General features: G+C 44.5%; 20 protein-coding genes and 5 tRNA genes. 17 read left to right on the top strand and 8 right to left on the bottom strand.

The window, feature by feature from the left end; all coding sequences use genetic code 11:
* Positions 1–14: 14 nt before the first annotated feature.
* From meaB to ACO05P_RS07660, 8 genes are all read right to left on the bottom strand, one after another.
* Entirely contained in the window at positions 15–1,034 is a 1,020-nt protein-coding gene (gene meaB / locus ACO05P_RS07695; RefSeq protein ID WP_421754572.1) for a methylmalonyl Co-A mutase-associated GTPase MeaB, read from the bottom strand.
* Positions 1,035–1,343, bottom strand: coding sequence for a YbaB/EbfC family nucleoid-associated protein (locus tag ACO05P_RS07690; protein ID WP_421754571.1), 309 nt, complete (start codon positions 1,341–1,343; stop codon positions 1,035–1,037).
* Positions 1,343–3,487 carry a methylmalonyl-CoA mutase gene (gene scpA, locus ACO05P_RS07685; protein WP_421754569.1) on the bottom strand — a complete coding sequence of 715 codons (2,145 nt, stop codon included), beginning with the start codon at positions 3,485–3,487 and terminating at the stop codon, positions 1,343–1,345. Before scpA ends, ACO05P_RS07690 begins: the two co-directional genes overlap by 1 nt.
* Positions 3,488–3,489: 2 nt before the next feature.
* Entirely contained in the window at positions 3,490–4,875 is a 1,386-nt protein-coding gene (locus ACO05P_RS07680) for a methylmalonyl-CoA mutase family protein (protein ID WP_421754567.1), read from the bottom strand.
* A 62-nt stretch (positions 4,876–4,937) separates the two neighbouring features.
* Positions 4,938–8,015 (bottom strand): VPS10 domain-containing protein, encoded by a 3,078-nt coding sequence (locus ACO05P_RS07675; protein WP_421754566.1) that lies wholly within the window; start codon positions 8,013–8,015, stop codon positions 4,938–4,940.
* A 62-nt stretch (positions 8,016–8,077) separates the two neighbouring features.
* Entirely contained in the window at positions 8,078–8,404 is a 327-nt protein-coding gene (locus ACO05P_RS07670; RefSeq protein WP_421754564.1) for an FtsB family cell division protein, read from the bottom strand.
* 170 nt (positions 8,405–8,574) lie between these two features.
* On the bottom strand, positions 8,575–10,353 hold the full coding sequence (locus ACO05P_RS07665; RefSeq protein ID WP_421754562.1) for an ABC transporter ATP-binding protein: 1,779 nt from the start codon (positions 10,351–10,353) through the stop codon (positions 8,575–8,577).
* Between the two features lie 44 nt (positions 10,354–10,397).
* On the bottom strand, positions 10,398–12,191 hold the full coding sequence (locus tag ACO05P_RS07660; RefSeq protein WP_421754560.1) for an amino acid carrier protein: 1,794 nt from the start codon (positions 12,189–12,191) through the stop codon (positions 10,398–10,400).
* Between the two features lie 150 nt (positions 12,192–12,341).
* On the opposite strand from ACO05P_RS07660, the gene ACO05P_RS07655 reads away from it, so the two are divergent.
* The 17 genes from ACO05P_RS07655 to rplL all read left to right on the top strand — a co-directional run bounded on the left by ACO05P_RS07655 (position 12,342) and on the right by rplL (position 21,050).
* Positions 12,342–13,427, top strand: coding sequence for a ComEA family DNA-binding protein (locus ACO05P_RS07655; protein WP_421754558.1), 1,086 nt, complete (start codon positions 12,342–12,344; stop codon positions 13,425–13,427).
* Positions 13,428–13,435: 8 nt separating this feature from the next.
* Positions 13,436–14,605, top strand: a complete 1,170-nt coding sequence (locus ACO05P_RS07650) for an acyl-CoA dehydrogenase family protein (RefSeq protein ID WP_421754556.1) — start codon at positions 13,436–13,438, stop codon at positions 14,603–14,605.
* A 59-nt stretch (positions 14,606–14,664) separates the two neighbouring features.
* Positions 14,665–14,856, top strand: coding sequence for a 30S ribosomal protein S21 (gene rpsU / locus ACO05P_RS07645; protein ID WP_210759365.1), 192 nt, complete (start codon positions 14,665–14,667; stop codon positions 14,854–14,856).
* A gap of 68 nt (positions 14,857–14,924) precedes the next feature.
* On the top strand, positions 14,925–15,833 hold the full coding sequence (locus ACO05P_RS07640; RefSeq protein ID WP_421754555.1) for a tyrosine-type recombinase/integrase: 909 nt from the start codon (positions 14,925–14,927) through the stop codon (positions 15,831–15,833).
* The gene (gene hpf, locus ACO05P_RS07635; protein WP_421754553.1) at positions 15,830–16,135 is read left to right on the top strand and encodes a ribosome hibernation-promoting factor, HPF/YfiA family; all 306 of its coding nucleotides are present in this window, start codon (positions 15,830–15,832) and stop codon (positions 16,133–16,135) included. Before ACO05P_RS07640 ends, hpf begins: the two co-directional genes overlap by 4 nt.
* A 98-nt stretch (positions 16,136–16,233) precedes the next feature.
* A tRNA-Thr gene (locus ACO05P_RS07630) sits at positions 16,234–16,307 on the top strand.
* A gap of 49 nt (positions 16,308–16,356) precedes the next feature.
* Positions 16,357–16,441 (top strand) — tRNA-Tyr (locus tag ACO05P_RS07625).
* Between the two features lie 19 nt (positions 16,442–16,460).
* Positions 16,461–16,534, top strand: a tRNA-Gly gene (locus ACO05P_RS07620).
* A gap of 67 nt (positions 16,535–16,601) precedes the next feature.
* Positions 16,602–16,673, top strand: a tRNA-Thr gene (locus tag ACO05P_RS07615).
* A 67-nt stretch (positions 16,674–16,740) separates the two neighbouring features.
* Positions 16,741–17,928 carry an elongation factor Tu gene (gene tuf / locus ACO05P_RS07610; RefSeq protein WP_421754551.1) on the top strand — a complete coding sequence of 396 codons (1,188 nt, stop codon included), beginning with the start codon at positions 16,741–16,743 and terminating at the stop codon, positions 17,926–17,928.
* Between the two features lie 71 nt (positions 17,929–17,999).
* Positions 18,000–18,072, top strand: a tRNA-Trp gene (locus ACO05P_RS07605).
* 14 nt (positions 18,073–18,086) lie between these two features.
* Positions 18,087–18,278, top strand: a complete 192-nt coding sequence (gene secE, locus ACO05P_RS07600) for a preprotein translocase subunit SecE (RefSeq protein ID WP_421754549.1) — start codon at positions 18,087–18,089, stop codon at positions 18,276–18,278.
* A 9-nt stretch (positions 18,279–18,287) separates the two neighbouring features.
* A complete protein-coding gene (gene nusG, locus ACO05P_RS07595; protein WP_210759360.1) occupies positions 18,288–18,839 on the top strand; it encodes a transcription termination/antitermination protein NusG in 552 nt (183 codons plus the stop codon).
* Between the two features lie 85 nt (positions 18,840–18,924).
* Positions 18,925–19,362: a 50S ribosomal protein L11 gene (gene rplK, locus ACO05P_RS07590; protein ID WP_421754547.1), complete on the top strand. Its 438-nt coding sequence runs from the start codon at positions 18,925–18,927 to the stop codon at positions 19,360–19,362.
* Between the two features lie 13 nt (positions 19,363–19,375).
* Complete coding sequence (gene rplA, locus ACO05P_RS07585; protein ID WP_421754546.1) at positions 19,376–20,068, top strand: 50S ribosomal protein L1; 693 nt, start codon at positions 19,376–19,378, stop codon at positions 20,066–20,068.
* 17 nt (positions 20,069–20,085) lie between these two features.
* A complete protein-coding gene (gene rplJ, locus ACO05P_RS07580; protein WP_421754544.1) occupies positions 20,086–20,610 on the top strand; it encodes a 50S ribosomal protein L10 in 525 nt (174 codons plus the stop codon).
* Between the two features lie 62 nt (positions 20,611–20,672).
* Positions 20,673–21,050 (top strand): 50S ribosomal protein L7/L12, encoded by a 378-nt coding sequence (gene rplL, locus ACO05P_RS07575; protein ID WP_210759356.1) that lies wholly within the window; start codon positions 20,673–20,675, stop codon positions 21,048–21,050.
* The last annotated feature ends 111 nt before the right edge of the window (positions 21,051–21,161 follow it).

The raw sequence follows: 21,161 nt of genomic DNA, 5'->3' as shown, positions 1-21,161 counted from the left end.
TCACCTCCTTTTTTTTAGGCAAATAACTTCTCTACTAAACGGTGTGCCGCCACTCCCGCTTCTAGCTTGCCTTTCTTAACCAAACTTTGTATTTCTTGAAAAGCCGCCTGATAATTGCTGCCAGATCGAACCTGTTCCAGAACCAATTCACCAATGCTTTCCTCGAACCAAGCCATAGACTGGCGCTGTCTTTCGGCCTCGAAATACCCCTTGTTCTTCTGCTGATTCTCGAAGCTTAGTATCACTTCCCAGGCTTCAGCGATTCCGCTTTTTTGAAGTGCTGAGCAAGCTTGAACTTTTGGAATCCACTCATTGGGCTTGGGAGGGAAGAGGTGCAGGGCCCTTTTGTATTCGCCCATGGCAAGTTTTACCCGGGGATCTTTAGGATCATCTGCCTTATTGATCAGGAGTAAATCGGCCATTTCCATGATTCCCCTTTTAATGCCCTGTAATTCATCACCGGCGCCTGCCAGCATGAGAAGCATAAAAAAGTCGACCATGTTCTTTACCGCCGTTTCACTCTGACCTACGCCTACGGTTTCGACTAGAATTACATCATAACCGGCCGCTTCGCAGAGTAAAATGCTTTCTCGCGTACGACGAGCTACGCCACCCAATGAACCTCCGGAGGGGGAAGGGCGAATAAATGCCCGGGTATCTTGTGAAAGCTCATGCATGCGGGTTTTATCTCCCAAAATACTTCCCTTGCTATGACCGCTACTGGGATCAATCGCTAATACTGCTAATCGATGTCCAGCCTCAATCAGTTCCTTTCCAAAAGCCTCAATAAAGGTGGATTTACCTACTCCCGGTACCCCTGTAATCCCAATGCGAATCGAATTCCCGGTATGCGGCATTAAGCCTTGTAATAGCTCTTCAGCCAAATCGCGGTGCTGCGCCAGCTTACTTTCACAAAGAGTTAGGGCCCGACTTAAAGAAGCCCGGTCACCCTTTAGAATGCCTGCTTTTAGCTCGGCAGGATTTAGGGATCGCTTGCCCGCCCGGGACCGGAAATTAGGATTGATGGAATCCATCTATTTAAACATATCCAGGCCGGGCATCATGCCAGAGGCCATTTTCTTCATTTCGGCATCATGCATAGCTTCGGCCTTTTCCAAGGCTTTATTGAGAGCTAAGAGTAGTTTGTCTTCCAACTCCTCCGCATCTTGTGCCAGGGCAGGATCAATTTTTAGATTACGCAATTTGCGATTGCCATTCACTACTACTTCAATCCCCTGAAAGCTTTCTTTAATTTCAATTTGCTCCAGGCGATCTTTCATATCCTTGGCTTGGGCTTGGGCTTCTTGAAGCTTGCCCATCATATCTTTGATATTTCCGAACATTAGCTTTGTTTTTCCGTGGATTGCTCTTCCAACATGATTTCTAAAATACGAGCAGCGGCATCAGCAATTACCGTTCCCGGGCCAAATACACCAACTACTCCGGCATTGAAGAGGTATTCATAGTCATTAGGTGGAATTACTCCCCCTGCAATAACCAGGATATCTTCACGCCCCAGCTTTCTTAATTCCTCAATTACTTGGGGAACCAGGGTCTTATGTCCGGCCGCCAGGGAGGAAACGCCTAAGAGATGCACATCATTTTCTACCGCTTGCCTTGCAGCTTCTGCTGGAGTTTGGAATAATGGACCTATATCCACATCAAAACCTAAATCAGCAAAGGAAGTAGCCACTACTTTGGCCCCACGATCGTGACCGTCTTGACCCATTTTAGCGATCATAATCCGAGGGCGACGACCTTCCACCGCTTCAAATTGATCGGCTAAATCCTGAGCCTTTTTAAACTTATCGTCCTGCTTCATCTCATTACTGTAAACGCCGCTAATACTTCGAATGGTAGCGGTATATCGACCGAAGGCTTTCTCTAAAGCCAAGCTAATTTCCCCTAAGGTAGCTCTTTCGCGAGCCGCATCAACCGCTAAGGCCAGTAGGTTTCCTTCACCACTGCGAGCGGCTTCTTCTAATTTGGCTAAGCAATTCGCTACCGCCTCAGCATTGCGACTTTCCTTAAGTTTATTAATGCTTTCAATTTGCTTACGACGAACCTCGGCATTATCTACTTCCAGGAGCTCAATAGCCTCATCTTTTTCATTGCGATAGCTATTAACCCCAATAATCCATTCCTTGCCAGAATCAATACGTGCTTGCTTTTTAGCCGCGGCTTCTTCAATGCGCATTTTGGGAATACCGGTTTCAATAGCCTTGGCCATTCCTCCTAATTCCTCTACCTCTTGAATGAGTTCCCAGGCCTTATTGGCAATTTGTTCGGTAAGGTATTCTACGTACCAGGAACCGCCCCAGGGATCGGCGCTGCGGTTAATTCCTAATTCATCTTGCAGGATTAACTGGGTATTCCGGGCAATACGGGCAGAGAAGTCGGTAGGTAAGGCAATGGCCTCATCCAATGAATTGGTATGCAAACTCTGGGTACCACCAAAAGTGGCAGCCATGGCTTCGATGGTAGTTCGCGCCACATTATTGAATGGATCTTGCTCCGTAAGGCTGTAACCGCTGGTTTGACTGTGGGTACGTAGGGCCATGGATTTGGCATTCTCCGGATTAAATTGTTTCACCAATTTCGCCCATAGCATTCTACCGGCCCGCATCTTCGCAATCTCCATAAAATGGTTCATACCGATACCCCAAAAGAAGGAGAGACGGGGAGCAAAGTCGTCGATCTTTAAGCCGGCTTTTAATCCAGTGCGGATGTACTCCAATCCATCAGCCAGGGTATAAGCCAATTCAATATCGGCTGTTGCGCCTGCCTCATGCATATGGTATCCACTGATGGAAATGCTGTTAAAGCGCGGCATATTTTGACTGGTAAACTCAAAGATGTCGGCGATAATGCGCATCGATGGCAATGGTGGGTAGATATAGGTATTCCGCACCATAAATTCTTTGAGGATATCGTTTTGGATGGTTCCCGATAATTGATCTGGGCTTACTCCTTGCTCCTCGGCCGCTACAATGTAAAAGGCCATTACGGGGATTACCGCTCCGTTCATGGTCATGGACACCGACATCTTATCCAGGGGAATTTGATCGAAGAGAATTTTCATATCCTCCACACTGTCGATGGCCACACCTGCTTTCCCCACATCACCTACCACACGATCATGATCAGAGTCGTAACCCCGGTGCGTGGCTAAGTCAAAGGCTACGGATAAACCCTTTTGACCTGCCGCCAAATTGCGACGGTAAAAAGCATTCGATTCCTCGGCGGTACTAAAGCCGGCATATTGGCGTATAGTCCAAGGGCGAATAGTATACATACTGCTGTAGGGACCCCGTAAATAAGGAGGGAGTCCGGCTACAAATTGGGTATGCTGTAATTTTTCAAAATCTTTTTTATTGAAGAGACTGGGGATTTCCAATCCTTCGGGCGATTGCCAAAAATGACGTTCCGCTTGGGGAGCCTCATAGGCTTGGGCCTGATAGTTTGAACTAAATTTATGACGGCTCATAACTAGGCTTTTTCAAGTATGATTTCCTTTTCCAGTGATTCGGCCAGGCGCTTGGTTTCAATAGGCTGAACGGTGCCATTTATTTCGGCCTTGGGTCGAGCTAAGGCATTGCGCACTTCTTCACTAAACTCTTCCTGATCCTTACGGTAGATGTTCACCCCGATCATTTTCAATTCGCCAGAGTCGAAGCGACCTTGCTCTGACTGGGCCATTTCGGCTATTTGATTTTGCAGCCAATTCGATTTTAAGGTGGCCACATAACCACCTTCGGCCTCAATTTCCTGGAAGAAAGCCCAACCTTTTTCGGCAAGAGCATCCGTTAGATTTTCCACCCAATAGTTGCCAGCTCCCATATCTCGTACCTGGTCGAAGCGACATTCGTGCTGCAATAGGTTAAGTTGGTTTAAAGCCAAACGACGGGGGAAAAATCCCAAATCTTCCAAAGGTTCACCAAAGCCTTTAACACAAACTTCGGTGGCACCGCCAATCACTGCAGCCATAGCTTCGGCAGTAGTACGAATCAGGTTATTGTATTTATCCAGCAAGCTCTTATTGCGAAGGCTGGTTTCGGCATAAATACGTACTTCCTTTTGTTCGAAGCCCAATTCGGCTTGCCATTGTTGCCATACTCTGCGGAAGGCACGCAATTTGGCGATCTCTGAAAAATAGTCGGAACCGATGGCGAAATTGATCCAAAAGCCACGACTGTTTTTTAAGTCGAGGCGATATACATATTCATAGGCCATAGACAAGGCAATACCAATTTGCTGGGCAGGACTGGCTCCGGCATTAGCAAACAGATTGGCATTAATAGCCAAACTGCGCATACCTTTAAAATCGCCTTCTTGTAATGCTTTTAAAGTCTGGAAATCACTTTCCTCATTCTGAAACCAATTGCCGGTGCGAGCTAAGTTTTCCAGGGGATCAAAATTGAAGCTACCTTCCAATTCTTCTTCATCTAAAGCTCTTTCAGCAATCAGTTGTTGGAAGGAATCGCGGTAATACGCTGTATGTCCTTCAATCACAAAATTGCTGCAGATGTATTCCAATTGAATGTCCTTCAATAAGGTTTTCAAATCAACCTTTCCGGGTAGATAAAAGAGGAGAGAAGTAGCTCCGCGATTTAAATAGTTCAAAGCCTCCTCATTTGCTTGCTTTGGATCAAGAACTAATATCTCAATCACATTATCCCACTTGGGATGCTCCTTTAAAGCTTGCTTATGGATTTCAGTACTCTCACTGCTATAGATGGGTTGAATAGGGATTCCATCCGGACTTTCCCGCACCAACTCTTCAAAAGCTTTTCCGCGGAGGTCTTTTTCAATTTTCGCTTTCCACTCGGCTTCGCTGCTGGCCGAGAATTCCGAAAACAGCTTGGTTTCAGACATGGTCTAAAAATTTACACAAAGGTCTTAAATATTGCCCGTTTGGCTTATGGACAATTGTCAGTTTACCACTTTAAAATTTCAAATTCGCTAGCCCTTAATTCGGCATTGAGTCCCGCCACTTCATTTTTTAGTTCCTTCCACAGCTCAAATTGCTCATTAATGGCTTGCATGAGCTCTGCTTCTACACCTAACATAGCTTGGGTAGGGGCTTGAAAGCCAATGCCCGCCAAGGCTCCTAAATGTCCGTACTTATTATTAAGGCGAATGGGGAAATTTAAAGGGTCTTGAGGACTGCGGTTATGGGTTTGATAGAGCGCCTTTTCAATTGTCTCACTACGATCCAGTAAATTCTGGATTTTAGAAAGAAGAACAGAATCTTCCACTCGCTTTTGGGCTCTTTGCAAATCGTCTCTTAAACTGCGGATTTCTTGAATACATTGATTGGTGCTATCGAGACCATCCCGAATTCGAAGCATGAATTCCTGCTGGGCCATTAGCTCGGACATTCCGGTTGAGACGCGTGGATCCAATACCAGTTCTAAGTCCTGACTTAAGGTATCTGCGGGCGTGATCAATTGAACCTTATAGTTACCAGGTAGGGCATAGGGACCATGTCGCAGTACGAACCAAAGTATCATACCTTCCAGAGGTTCGAAGCCTTTCAAACGTAAGTCCCAAATAAAGCGATGGGCGCCGGCTTCGGGTTTCCACTTTTCTTGTTTGTCTTTGGATTGTGAGCTAAACTTTCGAATGAGATTCCCTTTTGAATCTGAAATCAACCATTGGTAATTGAAGGTAGAATCAACCTGCTCCAAATAGTAATTGAAAATGGCCCCATTCGGATGGTTTTCCCCGGCCGTTTTGGATTTGCCTCCATAGCCCGCCTGCATCAAATAGCTGGCTTTAGGATGGTAGAAATGTTCGGTGCTTTTAAAGCCTGGCTCCATTTCATAAAGAGGACTTAAATCATCCAAAATCCAGAAGCCCCTACCTTGGGTAGCGGCAATTAAGTGACGATCCTTTACGGCTAAATCTGTAATGGGACTTTGGGCCAGGTTGTTTTGGAAAGCTTGCCAATGCTGACCGCCATCCACCGAAAGGTAAAGGCCATATTCGGTGCCTACAAAGAGCAAGCCTTGATGACTAGGGTCGCAACGAATTACCCGACTAAAATGATTGCGATCGATGCCTTTGTCGATGCGCTTCCAGCTTTTTCCATAGTTGGAGCTGTAGTAGAGGTAGGGACTAAAATCACCCCATTTGTAGCGCGTTCCGGCCAAATAGATTCCGCCTGCGTTAAAAGGATCAGCCTCCAAACTATTGATTTGGGTAAAGGCTGGAAGGTCTTTAGGCGTTACCTCTTGCCAGGTTTTACCATGGTCTTTACTAATATGCACCTTGCCGTCATCACTTCCTGTCCAAAGCACTCCGGCTTCTAGTTTAGACTCGGCTGCCGCGAAAATGGTGCAGTAATATTCAACAGCAGTATTGTCTTTGGTGATGGGGCCTCCGGAAGGACCTTGTTTGCTGGTATCATTGGTGGTTAAATCTCCAGAAATAGTTTCCCAGCTGTGACCCAGGTCTTTGCTGCGGTGCACATGGTTACTAAAGGCATAAAGTAATTCCGGATCATGAATTGAGAAAAAGATGGGATAATTCCATTGGAAGCGGAATTTCATGTCTTCTACACCGTGGCCCAGCGGATTATTGGGCCATACATTGGTAGCTTGGCTTTCATTAGTACGATGGTTAAGCCGCATCATAAAACCGCCGTACTCACCACCAAAGACAATGTCTTCATCTGCCGGATAAATAGCATGATGACCTGCTTCTCCACCGGCGGTTTCTTCCCAATCTTTCTCGGTGATAAAGGCCCCGTCGCTTCTGTGTTTGATGCGAATGGAGCTATTGTCTTGCTGGGCGCCATAAATCCGGAAAGGGAAATGATTATCTACCTTAACTCTATAGAACTGAGCGGTCGGCTGATTGTAGTAGGTGGTCCAGTTTTGACCGGCATCGAAACTAATTTGTGCCCCACCATCATCACCAATAATCATGCGCTCCGGAGCAGTGGGATCAATCCATAAATCATGATGATCGCCATGAGGAGCATTATGCGGAGTAAAACTTTTACCGCCATCTTTGGAATGATGGTAGCGAACATTCATCACATAAAGTTGATCGATATCGGTAGGATGGGCATAGATGCGGGTATAATACCAGGCCCTTTGGCGTAAGGCCCGCTGATTATTTACTTGCTTCCAGCTTTCGCCCCCGTCTTCGCTGCGGTATAATCCGCCATCTGGTTCATTTTCTACCTGGGCCCAAACTCTTTGATTATTAACTGGAGAAACGGCAATACCAATAATCCCTTTTAATCCCTTTGGAAAGCCTTCATTGCTGGATAGCTCTACCCAATTTTGACCTTCATAAGTGCTTTTCCACAATTTAGAACCAGCACCTCCACTGGATAAGGAATAGGGAGTTCTGCGGATGGTCCAGGTACTGGCATATAAGGTGCGATAATTTTGAGGGTCGATAAGCAAGTCAATAGCGCCACTACCTGCATCAGAGAATAAGATGCGCTGCCAGCTTTTCCCACCATCTATCGATTTATATACGCCTCTTTCTTCGCTATCTCGATAGAGATTACCAAGTACGGCAGCATAGACGATGTCTGGGTTTTTAGGGTGTACCCTGATGCGACTAATATGGCGACTTTCTTTTAATCCGATGAACTGCCAGGTCTTTCCAGCATCGAGGCTTTTCCACATGCCAAAGCCAGAGCTCACGTTTCCACGAACGGTTTCTTCTCCCTGACCAACGTAAATAACATTGGGATCACTGGGGGCCACGGCAATGGCTCCAATGCTACCGCCGAAATAGCCATCGGAAATGTTTTCCCAGCTGTTTCCGGCATCGGTAGTTCGCCAAACCCCACCACCGGTGCTGCCAAAATAAAAGAGATTGGCCTGCCCGCTTACTCCGGTTACAGCGCAAGATCGACCTCCGCGCCAGGGACCAATATTTCGCCATTCCAGACTTTTTAAATAAACACTATCGATTTGAGCCTGCAGGGGGGCATAGAACAGAATGAGCCCCAGGCCTAATAGGCAAAGGCGGACTTTCCTTAGATTCATGTTTGGCTTGTTTGAGCCTAAGGTACGAAGCAGAATGTAAGTGAGAGCGAGCCTTTTAGATGCTAGTCTTCCTTCTTAGGAATTTCGATGAGGTAGATTTCTTCGCCGGGAGCGCTGAGGTAATATTGCTCACGCGCAAATTTCTCCAGGTTTTCTGGACCGGAATTGAGTTGCTTCAATTGGGCCTCATCCTTTTTGATTTCTTCCTCATAATAGCGGATGCTGGTTTGTAGATCTTCGATTTCCTGATTGAGCTCACGATGAATGAGCCAGGAGTTTACATCCAGAAAGCTCATCCAAATGCCAAATACGATCAAACTTAATACAAAGCGATTGCTCAGTATTTTGAACCAGATGCGATTACGTAGATTTTCCCAGAATTCACGCATATTCAAAGGTAAGCTTAAGCATTAATAGTGCGCATTCGGCGAAAGCCAAGAAACGAACAGGGGGCTGTTTAATAGTAGTTGGTGGGTAGGGACTTTAGACGATAGACTTTAGAAATGCGAGGGCAAGAAAGATTGTTTGGGTTTCGATCTTGACTATGGACTGATCAAAATTAAAGGTTGAATTGCAGTTGGCTTAGATTCTGATAGAGTCCGTCTTCCTTTTGGATGAGTTCGTCGTGAGTTCCCATTTCTACGAGTTCACCATGATCCATAACCAGAATACGATCGGCAGCGCGTACAGTTGCTAAACGATGCGCAATAACCAGGGAAGTACGTCCCTTCATTAAGTGGTCGAGAGCATCTTGCACCAGGCGTTCGCTTTCGGAGTCGAGAGCCGAGGTGGCTTCATCCAGAATCAGAATGCGTGGGTCTTTCAGAATGGCTCGGGCAATGGCGACTCTTTGACGTTGACCGCCGGATAATTGCACACCACGTTCCCCTACCAAGGTATCCAAACCTTCTGGGAACTCTTGAATAAAGTTCCAGGCATTGGCTTTTTTGGCCGCTTCAATAAGTTCTTCTTCACTGGCTCCGGGCTTGCCATAACTGATGTTTTCGCGAATGCTACCCCCAAAGAGGAATACATCCTGAGGTACCACCGCCATATGATCGCGTAGTGCAGAAAGTTGGTAGCCCGTGGCTAGACGTCCATCAAAAAGCAATTCACCACTCTCGGGCTGGTAGAAATTAAGGATCATGGATACCAAAGTCGATTTTCCTGCTCCACTTGGACCTACCACAGCAATTTGTTCACCGGCTTTAACCTCGAAACTAAGATTATTCAGCACCTTGGTTTCTGGACGATTGGGATAGCTGAAGCTGAGATTTTTCAGTTCAAACTGACCTTGGAAATCGGGAAGAGCTTCACGATCTTCTTTGGCTTGCAGTTCTTCTTTACCCTCATCAAATATGTCCATTAGCGCCTCAGTGGCGCCAATGGCTTTTTGTAAGGTGGCATATACATTGGCCAAGCCACCGATAGAGCCACCAATGAAGGCGGTGTAAAAGAGAAAGCTCATTAATTCTCCAGCTTCCAGTTCACCATTGGCCATCAGGTCTACCCCTTGCCAAATAACGGCGACCAAAGCGCCAAACATTCCCAATACCATAAATGAATTAAAGGCTCCACGATAGAGTCCACCTTTCATTCCCAGGCGCGCTACTTCATCTGTACGTTTATGATATCGGTCAATTTCAAAGAACTCATTGGCGTAGGCCTTCACATTAAAAATACCCTGTAAAGTTTCCTCAACAATAGTGTTTGAATCGGCTACTTCATTTTGCATTTTCTTAGCATAGTTGCGAATAAAGCGACCAAAGAAAACGGCCAATATAATTACCACTGGCACTACCATTAACATGAAGAAGGTTAATTTGGGAGAGGTAATTAGGAGAATGGTAATTCCACCGAAAATCACAATGATTTGACGAATAAACTCGGCCAGGGTAGTGGTAAAGGTTTCTTGTAATAAGGAGATGTCAGATGATATGCGACTATTCAACTCGCCTACTCTTTTGCGATTAAAGAAGCCAATTGGTAGTTGAATTAAATGCCTGTAGGTAGCCTGACGTAGATTAGCCAGGGTTTTCTGGGTGACATTCACAAAAATTAAGACCCTAAAGAAGGAAACCACCGCTTGAGCCACCAAAATGACCGCTAGAATGAGAATAATCTCATTGATCTTTTCGAAAATATTTTCGGACTTAGTGGCATCCACTAAATCCCCTAAATATTTTGGGAAGGCCAGGCTGGCTGCTGAACTTAGCACCAGGAAAATCAAGCCAATCGCAAACTCACCGCGATAAGGCTTAACGTATTTATATAGTCGAAATGATTTTTTAAGGGCGGCTTTGCTAATGCCCTTTCTCTTTTTCTTCTCTTCCGCCATGAATTAAATTCTGGGCGGCAAAGTTAAACTGAATATTGGACCGCCTATTTGGTATTCAGAATTTCTCCTTTTTTGATTTTGCTCCAATAGTCTTTTAGCTCAGAACGTACCTCGCCACTCAGCAATAACAAGCCGATGATATTCGGGAAGGCCATGGCCAGGATCATCATATCGGAGAAGTCGAGAACGGCTCCCAAGCTTACACTGGATCCAATGATAATGAAAACACAAAAGATCACTTTGTAGATAATCTCAGTCATTTGACTGCGACCAAAGAGGAAGGTCCAGGCGCGCAGGCCATAGTAGCTCCAGCTAATCATAGTTGAGAAGGCAAATAGGAAAATCGCAATTACCAGCACATAAGGGAACCATGAGATTACGCTTCCAAAGGCTTGAGAAGTTAATTGGGCCCCTCCCATTCCACCATCATCGTAATATCCGGTAAAGATTAATACCAGTGCGGTGAGTGTACATACTACTACGGTATCAATGAAGGGCTCTAAAAGGGCTACAAAACCTTCACTAACAGCATGTTTGGTTTTGGCGGCAGAGTGAGCAATTGCGGCACTACCAACCCCGGCTTCATTAGAGAAGGCGGCGCGACGTACTCCCTGTATCATTACACCAATAAAACCACCTAACATGGCAGAGGGATTAAAAGCACCGTCAATGATTAGAGCGAAAGCCTCACCAATATTCCCGAAGTTACGGAAGATGATCACTAAGGCTGCAATGATATAGAGACCAGCCATAAAAGGAACGATCTTCTCCGTAACCTTAGCAATAGATTTAATGCCACCTAAAATTACAGCTCCCACTAAAATGGCTAAAACAATTCCGAAGATGCTGCCTTTCCCTTCCATGAAAGCAAATTCTCCGGAAAGGATTTCAAAGGCTTGATTGGCCTGGAACATGTTTCCACCACCAAAGCTTGCGCCGATGGCCAAAACCGCAAATACTACTGCCAGAGTCTTACCTAAGCCAGCCATGCCTTTATTTGCAAGGCCTTTGCGGAGATAGCGCATTGGGCCACCTTCTACAACCCCGTCTTCACCAATATCACGATACTTTACCCCCAGGGTACATTCGGTGAATTTTGAGGCCATACTAAAAAGGCCAACCACAATGAGCCAGAAAGTAGCTCCCGGTCCACCAACCGAAATAGCAACCGCCACTCCAGCAATATTCCCTAAACCTACGGTGGCACTAACGGCAGTAGCCAAAGCCTGGAAGTGAGTTACTTCGCCTGGAGCATCTTCTTCATCGTATTTACCACGTACTAATTTGATAGAGTGACGCCATCCCCAGAAGTTTACAAAACCCATGCGAATGGTAAAGAAGATGGCACCGAAGATCAGCCAGATTACAATGAAAGGAATGCTATTGGTACGAACATCACCATTGGGATGTTTGGCTAAAACGCCATCATCATTGATTACACGATTGTCGTAAATACCTAAAGCATAGAAAGGGTCCCAGAAAATTACCGTGGCAATTCCATCTACCACCGGTTTCATAGTTCCATTTAAACTTTCAGCAATCGATTCGGAAGGAATTTTAAAATCCTGTTCGATGCTATTACCGGCAGCGTCGGTAATGATCAAGGAGTGCGACATACCTTCTACCAATCCGTTAGAAGTGCGAGATAGGGTATCGGTATCTTGATTACTCCATTTAAAATGGTAGGGCGCTGTTCCACCACTAACGCTTACAGAAGCCCTTCCGTCGTTAATCTCGGAAGAGGGGTTGCTGATTTCAAAATTGTCGATTTTCAGATTTCCCTGGGCGATTGCACCCAAACTGATCAGGCTAAGTAGAAGAACTAATCCTTTACGCATGTATTGCTGATGTTTTTTCGAAGCCACAAGTATCGCAAAAAAATGGCAGTTAGTAAAATAAGTCGCTAGCTGATAAAAGGTTTATAAATGCTTTTTAAACACTTAGGATTTGCAGCCTTCAGTAGATTCTGAATTCTTTGTCTTAAAAAGATGTATCCGAGCACAGAAAGGGCTTTGATTTTTCTTGCAGCATTAGTTTTCATTCTGGCTGTCCTGGAGTGGAATTATGAATATTGGTTTCCGCCACCAGCCTATTATACGGAGGAGGAGATTGCTGCTATTAAATTGAAATGGCAAGATGAGGATCGAAAGGCTGAAGCAGTTTTTAATAAAGCCTTGTATGCATTTGATCCCAATAGGCCTGATACTATGCAATTAGCGGATTTGGGATTAAATCCCGGTCAAATTCACAGTTGGAAGAATTATCTTAAGAAAGGCGGACGATTTCGAAAAGCGGAGGATCTCTTTCGATTGTATGCTTTGGACAGTACTTGGGTAGTTCGCGTTTTACCTTATCTAAAGGTGGAGGAATCGGAAATCTGGAAGAAGGACCTAAAGGAAGAGTTGTTTTTGAGTTTATATCCTTTTAATCCAAATCAAATACGGGCAGAGGAGATGGAGGCGATGGGTTTGCCATCATCGGCGATTCGGGGAATTTTGTCATTTCGAGAGAAATATCGACCCTTCAAAAGCCCCGATGATATTTTTAGTGTTTATGCCATTGATTCGGCTTTAGCCCAAAAACTTCATCCTTATATAATAGTTATGAAAGAGGGGGGCGATAGTCTAGTACAAGAAAGCGTGGCGATTGCGGTTGAAATAAACCAGGCAGACTCCCTTCAATTATTGGCTTTGCCGGGCTTAGGACCCTATCGAACCCAAAGAATTTTAGCATGGAGGCAACGTTTGGGAGGCTTTCACAATTTGAGGCAATTAATGGATCACCACCTGATTGACAGTATTTCTTTAGGTCAATTGGAACTTTATCTTCTTTTTAACGTTCCTCCTAAGCAATTGAGTTTGAATTATGATTCGATGGATAACTTACAAGCCCATCCTTATATTAATTACTATCTAGCCCGCAGTATTATTGACTTCCGAGAACAAGTTCGTGCATTTAAATCGGTGGATGAGCTTAGGAACTTCGAATTGGTCGATGCCGTATTATTCAGTAAACTTGCACCGTATTTGAAAGTGTCTCAAAAAGACACGAATGCTGCAAACCTCTCTAATTAAAGCACCGCATGGATACACTTGCAAACCCTTCGGTGGGCTTGGACTTTGCCCAAACCGAAACCCAGAAAATGATCGCGGAATCCGTTCGTGATTTTGCCGAGCAACATATTCGCCCCAATATTATGACCTGGGATGAAAGTCAGGAATTCCCGATTCAGATCTTTAAAGAACTTGGCCATTTAGGCTTAATGGGGGTTTTAGTGCCCGAAGAATATGGAGGTTCTGGATTAGGTTACTATGAATATGTAACCGCTATTAAGGAATTGTCGAAGGTAGATCCCTCCATTGGTTTAAGTATGGCGGCACATAATTCTTTGTGTACCAATCATATTTTAACCTTTGGTAATGAAGAGCAAAAGCGTAAGTACCTGCCTAAATTGGCTACCGCGGAGTATATTGGTGCCTGGGGACTTACGGAAGTAGGCACCGGTAGTGATGCCGGAGGTATGAATACCGTAGCTGTGCGCGATGGTGATGATTGGGTGATTAATGGTTCGAAAAACTTTATTACCCATGCCATTAGCGGGGATGTAGCGGTAGTAATTGTGCGGACCGGCGAGAAAGGCGATTCGCATGGTATGTCAGCCTTTGTTATTGAAAAAGGTACTGCTGGTTTCCGCGGAGGAAGAAAAGAAAATAAGCTGGGAATGCGCGCCTCCGAAACGGCTGAGTTAATTTTTGAAAATTGCCGGGTACCTCATACTAATATGTTGGGTGAAGAAGGAGACGGTTTTATTCAAGCGATGAAGATCTTGGATGGAGGGCGAATTTCGATTGCTGCTCTTTCATTAGGAACAGGCTTCGGTGCTTTGGAGGCCGCTATTAAATACTCCAAAGAACGCGAGCAATTTGGCAAGCCCATCTCCAAATTCCAGGGAGTAAGCTTTAAGTTGGCTGAAATGGCCACTCAATTAGAGGCGGCTGAACTATTGACCTTTCAGGCCTGTGACTTAAAGAATAAGAATCAAAAAGTTACCGTGGCAGGAGCAAAAGCAAAAATGTACAGCTCCGAAGTAGCGGTGAAAGCCTGTAATGAGGCCGTTCAAATTTTTGGTGGATATGGCTTCACTAAAGACTTTCCAGTGGAGAAGTTTTACCGTGACGTAAAGCTTTGCACCATTGGTGAGGGAACCACTGAAATTCAAAAGTTGGTGATTTCCCGAGAATTGATGAAATAGTACTTTGTAAGTATGATTTAATGGCTATATTTGCAGCCCGAAAAAATTAAAAGCGAAGAATGTTAGTTATTTCCGTAAAAGAAGGTGAGTCTATCGATCGCGCGTTGAAGCGTTACAAGCGTAAATACGATCGCACTGGGGTGATGAAAGAGATTCGTTCCCGCAAGCAATTCGTTAAGCCATCTGTGGCTCGTCGCAAAGAGATCATTAAGGCTGCCTACATTCAGCAGATCCGTCAGGAAGAGGAGTAGGTCTCCGGAATTCTGATACGTAATATTTCAGCAAGGGTTTGTATATCTTTACATTCCCTTGCTTTTTTATGTCCTATACTCAGCAATTTTTAGATTATCTCCATTTTCAGAAGCGCTTTTCTGAGCATACGCTTCTAGCTTATTCAAAGGACCTTTCCTTGTTCGAAGAGTTTATAAGGGAGGAGTTTGAAGAGGAGGACTTGCGCGAAGTTCATCACAGTATGATCCGCTCTTGGGTGGTGCATATGGTTGAGCAAAATTTAGCGCGTACTTCCATCAAGCGAAAGCTGAGTGCTCTAAGATCCTTTTATAAGTATTTACTGCGTCAAGGCCAGGTAAAAAGTAATGTAGCGGCGCAGATTGCCGTTCCTAAGCCTCCACGGAAACTATTAAGAGTGGTTCCGGAAGAGGATATGTTGGCCTTGTTGTCGCTGGAGGTAGATGAAGAAGATTATTGGATGTATACCCAATCTTTGATTTTGGATCTGTTTTATCAGTGTGGACTTCGATTAAGTGAGCTAATCAATTTGAGGTTGGAAGATTTGCGCTTAGAGTCCTCCTATATAAAGGTAATGGGGAAGGGGAGTAAGGAGCGTGAAATTCCGATCAACTCGGAATTAAAAAAACGTCTGAACTTCTATTTAAAACGTCATCGAGCAGGCTTTGGGGAGCAAAGTCACGCTGCGCCTGTATTCCTTACTCAGAAGGGGAAAAAGCTCTATCCAAAGCTTGTTTACAATTCGGTAAATGCCTATCTTAGTTTAGTCAGTGGAGTGGATCAAAAGAGTCCACACGTGCTGCGGCATTCATTTGCCAGTCATTTGCTAAATAGGGGTGCCGATCTTAATTCTGTAAAGGAATTATTGGGCCATTCTTCTTTGGCGGCGACGCAGGTTTATACGCACAATTCCATTGACCGTCTGAAATTGTTGTATAATCAGGCTCATCCACGGGCCGCAAAATCTGATGACATATGAAAGCTACCTTTCAGTCTGTAAATTTCACCGCAGATGTGAAATTGATCGATTTCATCCAACGCAAATTGGATAAATTAGAGTTGTTTAATGACAGCATTATTAATGGCGAGGTGTACCTAAAAGTGGTGAATACCTCCTCGAAAGAGAATAAAGAGGTTGAAATTAAGCTACATATACCCGGACATGAACTGGTGGTTAAGAAGTCGAATCGCTCCTTTGAGGCAGCAGCGGATATGGCTACTGAGGCCTTGCGCAGACAGTTAATCAAGCATAAAGATAAGCCCCGAATGGTGGCTTCGTAAAAATTTCTTTCTTGCCTATTGTGGCAATCAAAAAACATCTTACATTTGCAGTCCGTTTCAAAAACGGGCTGTTCTTTTATATAGAGGAGCGTTTAAAAGCCTGTGTAGCTCAGTTGGCCAGAGCAGCTGATTTGTAATCAGCTGGTCGGGGGTTCGAATCCCTCCACAGGCTCTGAATTTTTTTAGGTAAGCGCTTAAAAAGTTCTTTTATTAATGATTTTGGGGAGATACTCAAGCGGCCAACGAGGACAGACTGTAAATCTGTTGGTTTTACCTTCGCAGGTTCGAATCCTGCTCTCCCCACCATGTAGACCAAATTGTTTAGGCGGGAGTAGCTCAGCTGGCTAGAGCATCAGCCTTCCAAGCTGAGGGTCGCGGGTTCGAATCCCGTTTCCCGCTCTAAATAGAAAGGTCACGGTGGTGTATTACTGCTGTGCCTTTCTTTTTGTGGAATATAGTTCCATAAGCCGATGTAGCTCAGGGGTAGAGCGTTTCCTTGGTAAGGAAGAGGTCAGGGGTTCAAATCCCCTCATTGGCTCTAAGTGAAAGACCAAGGTGGTCTCGCTTATATATGTTGCAAAGTTTTAATTTTTAAGACACAAACCATGGCAAAGGAAACTTTTGTTCGTTCTAAACCGCACTTAAACATCGGTACTATCGGACACGTTGACCACGGTAAGACCACTCTGACTGCCGCCATCACTAACGTTTTGGCTAATGCTGGTTTTTCCGAAAAGCGTGATTTTGATTCTATCGACAACGCTCCTGAAGAAAAAGAGCGTGGTATCACTATTAACTCTGCTCACGTAGAGTATGAAACTGAGAACCGTCACTATGCTCACGTAGACTGTCCCGGTCACGCCGACTACGTAAAGAACATGGTAACTGGTGCTGCTCAGATGGACGGTGCTATCTTAGTAGTTGCTGCTACTGATGGTCCCATGCCACAAACTCGCGAGCACATCCTGCTTGGTCGTCAGGTAGGTATTCCACGTATTGTTGTATTCCTCAACAAAGTGGATATGGTAGACGACGAAGAATTATTAGAATTAGTTGAGATGGAAGTTCGTGAACTTCTTTCTTTCTACGAATATGACGGCGACGAGACTCCTGTAATTTCAGGTTCTGCTTTAGGTGCATTGAACAATGAGCCTAAATGGGTAGACACTGTAATGGAGTTGATGAATGCTTGCGATACTTGGATCGAAGAGCCAGAACGCGACAACGAGAAGCCTTTCTTGATGCCTATCGAGGACGTATTCTCTATTACTGGTCGTGGTACTGTTGCTACCGGTCGTATCGAAACTGGTGTTGCTAACACTGGTGATCCTGTAGACATCATCGGATTCGGTGACGAGAAATTAACCTCTACTATTACTGGTGTTGAGATGTTCCGTAAGATCTTAGATCGCGGTGAAGCTGGTGATAACGTAGGTATCTTATTACGTGGTATCGAGAAAAAAGATATCCGTCGTGGTATGGTAATCTGCAAGCCAGGTTCAATTACTCCTCACAAGAAATTCAAAGCTGAGGTGTATATCTTGAAGAAAGAAGAAGGTGGTCGTCACACTCCTTTCCACAATAACTACCGTCCTCAGTTCTACTTACGTACTACTGACGTAACTGGTGAAATTCAATTACCAGAAGGTACCGAAATGGTAATGCCTGGTGATAACTTGACTATCCACGTTGAATTGATCGCTCCTGTAGCTATCAACAAAGGTCTGCGTTTCGCTATCCGTGAGGGTGGTCGTACCGTAGGTGCTGGTCAGGTAACTGATATTATCGAGTAATTACTCGGTAGAAATAAATTTTGAGTAAAAGGTGTCTCGGCCTCACAGCCGAGATACCTTTCTCACTAAATACGGGTGTAGCTCAGCTGGTAGAGCAGCGGTCTCCAAAACCGAAGGTCGTGAGTTCGATTCTTACCACCCGTGCAAAGACTTAAGGAATGAGTAAAGTAAAATCTTACTTCCGGGAATCATACGAAGAGCTGGTTGAGAAAACCAGCTGGCCAACCTGGTCAGACTTGCAGAAAACCTCTGTATTGGTTGCGGTATCTTCTGTGATTATTTCCCTGGTGATCGCTGCGATGGATAAAGGTATCAGCGCTATTTTAAAGACGATTTACGAAGCATTCTAAGCAGCCCTTATGAGCGATAGTGGAAAGAAATGGTACGTTGTTCGCGCAATTTCCGGGCAGGAGAATAAGATTAAGTCTTACATAGAAAGTGAGATCGAATATGCCGGCTTGCAAGATTATTTAGGACAAATACTTGTACCAACCGAGAAAGTATTTCAGATCCGCAACGGAAAAAAGATCAGCAAGGAAAGAAATTACTTTCCAGGATATATAATGATTGAAGCCAATTTGGGCGGGGAAATGGTGCATACCATTAAAAACGTTCAAGGGGTGATCGGTTTTTTAGGTGAAACCAAAGGTGGTGATCCTGTGCCCTTGCGTCAGAGCGAAGTAAATAGAATGTTAGGTAAGGTGGATGAACTTTCTGAAACCGAAGAAAAAATCAACATTCCTTATATCGTTGGCGAAACGGTTAAAGTTATTGATGGTCCGTTTAATGGATTTAACGGAACTATTGAGAAGGTATATGAGGACAAACGTAAATTGGAGGTTATGGTTAAAATCTTTGGCCGTAAAACTCCATTAGAGTTGTCTTATATGCAGGTTGAAAAAGAGAGTTAATAAAATTGTGAGCTCAAAATAGGACGATAGTCCGGTGGGACGCTTCCAACCCACACATTTTGATTTTTTAAAGATAAATAGAACAATGGCTAAAGAAGTAAGTGCACTTATTAAACTCCAGGTTCGTGGAGGTGCTGCTAACCCTTCTCCTCCCGTTGGTCCCGCGCTTGGTGCGAAAGGGGTTAACATCATGGAGTTCTGTAAGCAGTTCAATGCGCGTACACAAGATAAGCAAGGGAAGGTTCTTCCGGTTATCATTACCGTATATTCTGACAAGTCTTTCGACTTTGTTATTAAGACTCCTCCCGCCGCCGTTCAATTAATGGAGGCAGCTAAGATCAAGAAAGGTTCACAGCAATCTAACCTTCAAAAGGTAGGTAAAGTAAGCTGGGATCAGGTACGTGCTATCGCAGAAGATAAAATGGCCGATCTGAACGCCTTTACCATCGAATCAGCTATGAGCATGGTTGCTGGTACAGCGCGCAGTATGGGTTTAACAGTAACTGGCCCAAAGCCTTTCTAAAGCGATTCTAAAGATGGCAACAGTAAGTAAGAAACGTAAAGCGGCATTGGAAGCCTTCGATCGTAAGAAATCCTATTCTTTGACCGAAGCCAGTGCTATTGTAAAGGAAATCTCTACCGCTAAATTCGATGCCTCTGTAGATTTGGCAGTGCGTTTAGGAGTAGATCCTCGTAAAGCAAACCAAATGGTGCGTGGGGTAGTAACTCTTCCTCATGGTACTGGTAAAGACGTAACTGTTTTGGCTTTGGTAACTCCTGACAAGGAAGCTGAAGCTAAAGAAGCAGGTGCTGATTACGTAGGTTTAGACGAGTACATTGACAAGATCAAAGGAGGCTGGACCGACGTTGATGTGATCATTACCATGCCTAGTGTGATGGGTAAAATTGGTCCATTAGGTCGTGTTTTAGGTCCACGTGGTTTGATGCCTAACCCTAAGACCGGAACTGTAACTATGGATGTTGCAAAAGCGGTTAAGGATGTGAAAGGTGGTAAAATCGACTTTAAAGTTGATCGTTACGGAATCATCCACGCTGGTATTGGTAAAGCGTCTTTCGAGGCTGATAAGATCAAAGAAAATGCTGAAGAGCTGATTAAAACTTTGATGCGTATGAAGCCTACCGCAGCTAAAGGTACTTATGTGAAGAGTATTACTCTGAGCAGTACTATGAGCCCAGGTATCAGTATTGATGCAAAGTCCGTTTCCTAATTCCTAATTTTTGAGAAATGACTCGCGAAGAAAAGAATAAAGAAATTGAAGTACTATTAGAGCGTCTCGAGAACTCTGATGTACTTTATATTACTGATATCGAAGGATTAAATGCTGAACAAACCAGCACCCTTCGTCGTACTTGCTACAAAGCAGGTATCAGTTTAAATGTGGTTAAGAACACCTTGCTGAAGAAAGCAATGGAGCGCAGCTCTAAAGATTTCGAGGCATTGTATCCAACTTTGAAAGGTTCCACCAGTATCATGTTCGCCGAAGCCGGTAATGCACCTGCACGGATGATCAAAGATCTGCGTAAAAAGAAACTGACTAAACCAGTTATCAAAGGAGCTTTCATCCAAGAAGCGGTATTTATTGGAGATGATCAATTAGAAGTACTGAGCTCACTCAAGAGCAAAGACGAATTGGTTGCCGATATCATCGCTCTCCTGCAATCTCCTGCCAAGAACGTTATCAGCGGCCTGAATGGCGCCGGTGGCAAATTGGCTGGTCTGTTAAAGACCTTAGAGGAGCGCGCAGCTTAATGAGTACGCACTCAGCTTCCATATATTAAGTGTTGTAATTAAATTTTTTAAAGATTCTAAAAATGGCAGACATTAAAGAATTAGGAGATCAGTTAGTAAATCTTACCGTAAAAGAAGTAAGCGAATTAGCTGACTACCTTAAAGAAGAATACGGTATCGAGCCTGCTGCTGCAGCTGTAGCTGTTGCTGGTCCTGCTGCTGCAGGTGACGAAGGCGGTGCTGAAGAGAAAACCGAATTCGACGTAATCCTTAAAGCTGCTGGTGGTTCTAAATTAGCCGTTGTAAAATTGGTTAAAGAATTAACCGGATTAGGACTTAAAGAAGCTAAAGCTCTCGTAGACGAAGCTCCTAAGCCTTTGAAAGAAGGTGTTGCTAAAGACGAAGCCGAAGCTCTGAAGTCTCAGCTTGAAGAAGCTGGTGCTGAGGTAGAAATCAAGTAAGCACCCTATAGCCCCCGAGGCTAAATTATTAAGGTTAAGGTCTTTGGGAAAGCCCCAATAGACCTTAACCCTTTTGTGTTTGTATAATTTATATCCGCATTTTGAGTAACC

It is taken from the genome of Croceimicrobium sp. (genome assembly GCF_965228705.1).
Taxonomy (GTDB): Bacteria; Bacteroidota; Bacteroidia; order Flavobacteriales; family Schleiferiaceae; genus Croceimicrobium.
The sequence above is the reverse complement of the archived record's forward strand: the minus strand, read 5'-3'. Positions and strand labels throughout refer to the sequence as shown.

Bases quoted from the DNA above. Each gene is read 5' to 3' on its own strand.
- meaB (WP_421754572.1), bottom strand. From the start codon at position 1,034: ATGGATTCCATCAATCCTAATTTCCGGTCCCGGGCGGGCAAGCGATCC.
- ACO05P_RS07690 (WP_421754571.1), bottom strand. From the start codon at position 1,343: ATGTTCGGAAATATCAAAGATATGATGGGCAAGCTTCAAGAAGCCCAA.
- scpA (WP_421754569.1), bottom strand. From the start codon at position 3,487: ATGAGCCGTCATAAATTTAGTTCAAACTATCAGGCCCAAGCCTATGAG.
- ACO05P_RS07680 (WP_421754567.1), bottom strand. From the start codon at position 4,875: ATGTCTGAAACCAAGCTGTTTTCGGAATTCTCGGCCAGCAGCGAAGCC.
- ACO05P_RS07675 (WP_421754566.1), bottom strand. From the start codon at position 8,015: ATGAATCTAAGGAAAGTCCGCCTTTGCCTATTAGGCCTGGGGCTCATT.
- ACO05P_RS07670 (WP_421754564.1), bottom strand. From the start codon at position 8,404: ATGCGTGAATTCTGGGAAAATCTACGTAATCGCATCTGGTTCAAAATA.
- ACO05P_RS07665 (WP_421754562.1), bottom strand. From the start codon at position 10,353: ATGGCGGAAGAGAAGAAAAAGAGAAAGGGCATTAGCAAAGCCGCCCTT.
- ACO05P_RS07660 (WP_421754560.1), bottom strand. From the start codon at position 12,191: ATGCGTAAAGGATTAGTTCTTCTACTTAGCCTGATCAGTTTGGGTGCA.
- ACO05P_RS07655 (WP_421754558.1), top strand. From the start codon at position 12,342: ATGTATCCGAGCACAGAAAGGGCTTTGATTTTTCTTGCAGCATTAGTT.
- ACO05P_RS07650 (WP_421754556.1), top strand. From the start codon at position 13,436: ATGGATACACTTGCAAACCCTTCGGTGGGCTTGGACTTTGCCCAAACC.
- rpsU (WP_210759365.1), top strand. From the start codon at position 14,665: ATGTTAGTTATTTCCGTAAAAGAAGGTGAGTCTATCGATCGCGCGTTG.
- ACO05P_RS07640 (WP_421754555.1), top strand. From the start codon at position 14,925: ATGTCCTATACTCAGCAATTTTTAGATTATCTCCATTTTCAGAAGCGC.
- hpf (WP_421754553.1), top strand. From the start codon at position 15,830: ATGAAAGCTACCTTTCAGTCTGTAAATTTCACCGCAGATGTGAAATTG.
- tuf (WP_421754551.1), top strand. From the start codon at position 16,741: ATGGCAAAGGAAACTTTTGTTCGTTCTAAACCGCACTTAAACATCGGT.
- secE (WP_421754549.1), top strand. From the start codon at position 18,087: ATGAGTAAAGTAAAATCTTACTTCCGGGAATCATACGAAGAGCTGGTT.
- nusG (WP_210759360.1), top strand. From the start codon at position 18,288: ATGAGCGATAGTGGAAAGAAATGGTACGTTGTTCGCGCAATTTCCGGG.
- rplK (WP_421754547.1), top strand. From the start codon at position 18,925: ATGGCTAAAGAAGTAAGTGCACTTATTAAACTCCAGGTTCGTGGAGGT.
- rplA (WP_421754546.1), top strand. From the start codon at position 19,376: ATGGCAACAGTAAGTAAGAAACGTAAAGCGGCATTGGAAGCCTTCGAT.
- rplJ (WP_421754544.1), top strand. From the start codon at position 20,086: ATGACTCGCGAAGAAAAGAATAAAGAAATTGAAGTACTATTAGAGCGT.
- rplL (WP_210759356.1), top strand. From the start codon at position 20,673: ATGGCAGACATTAAAGAATTAGGAGATCAGTTAGTAAATCTTACCGTA.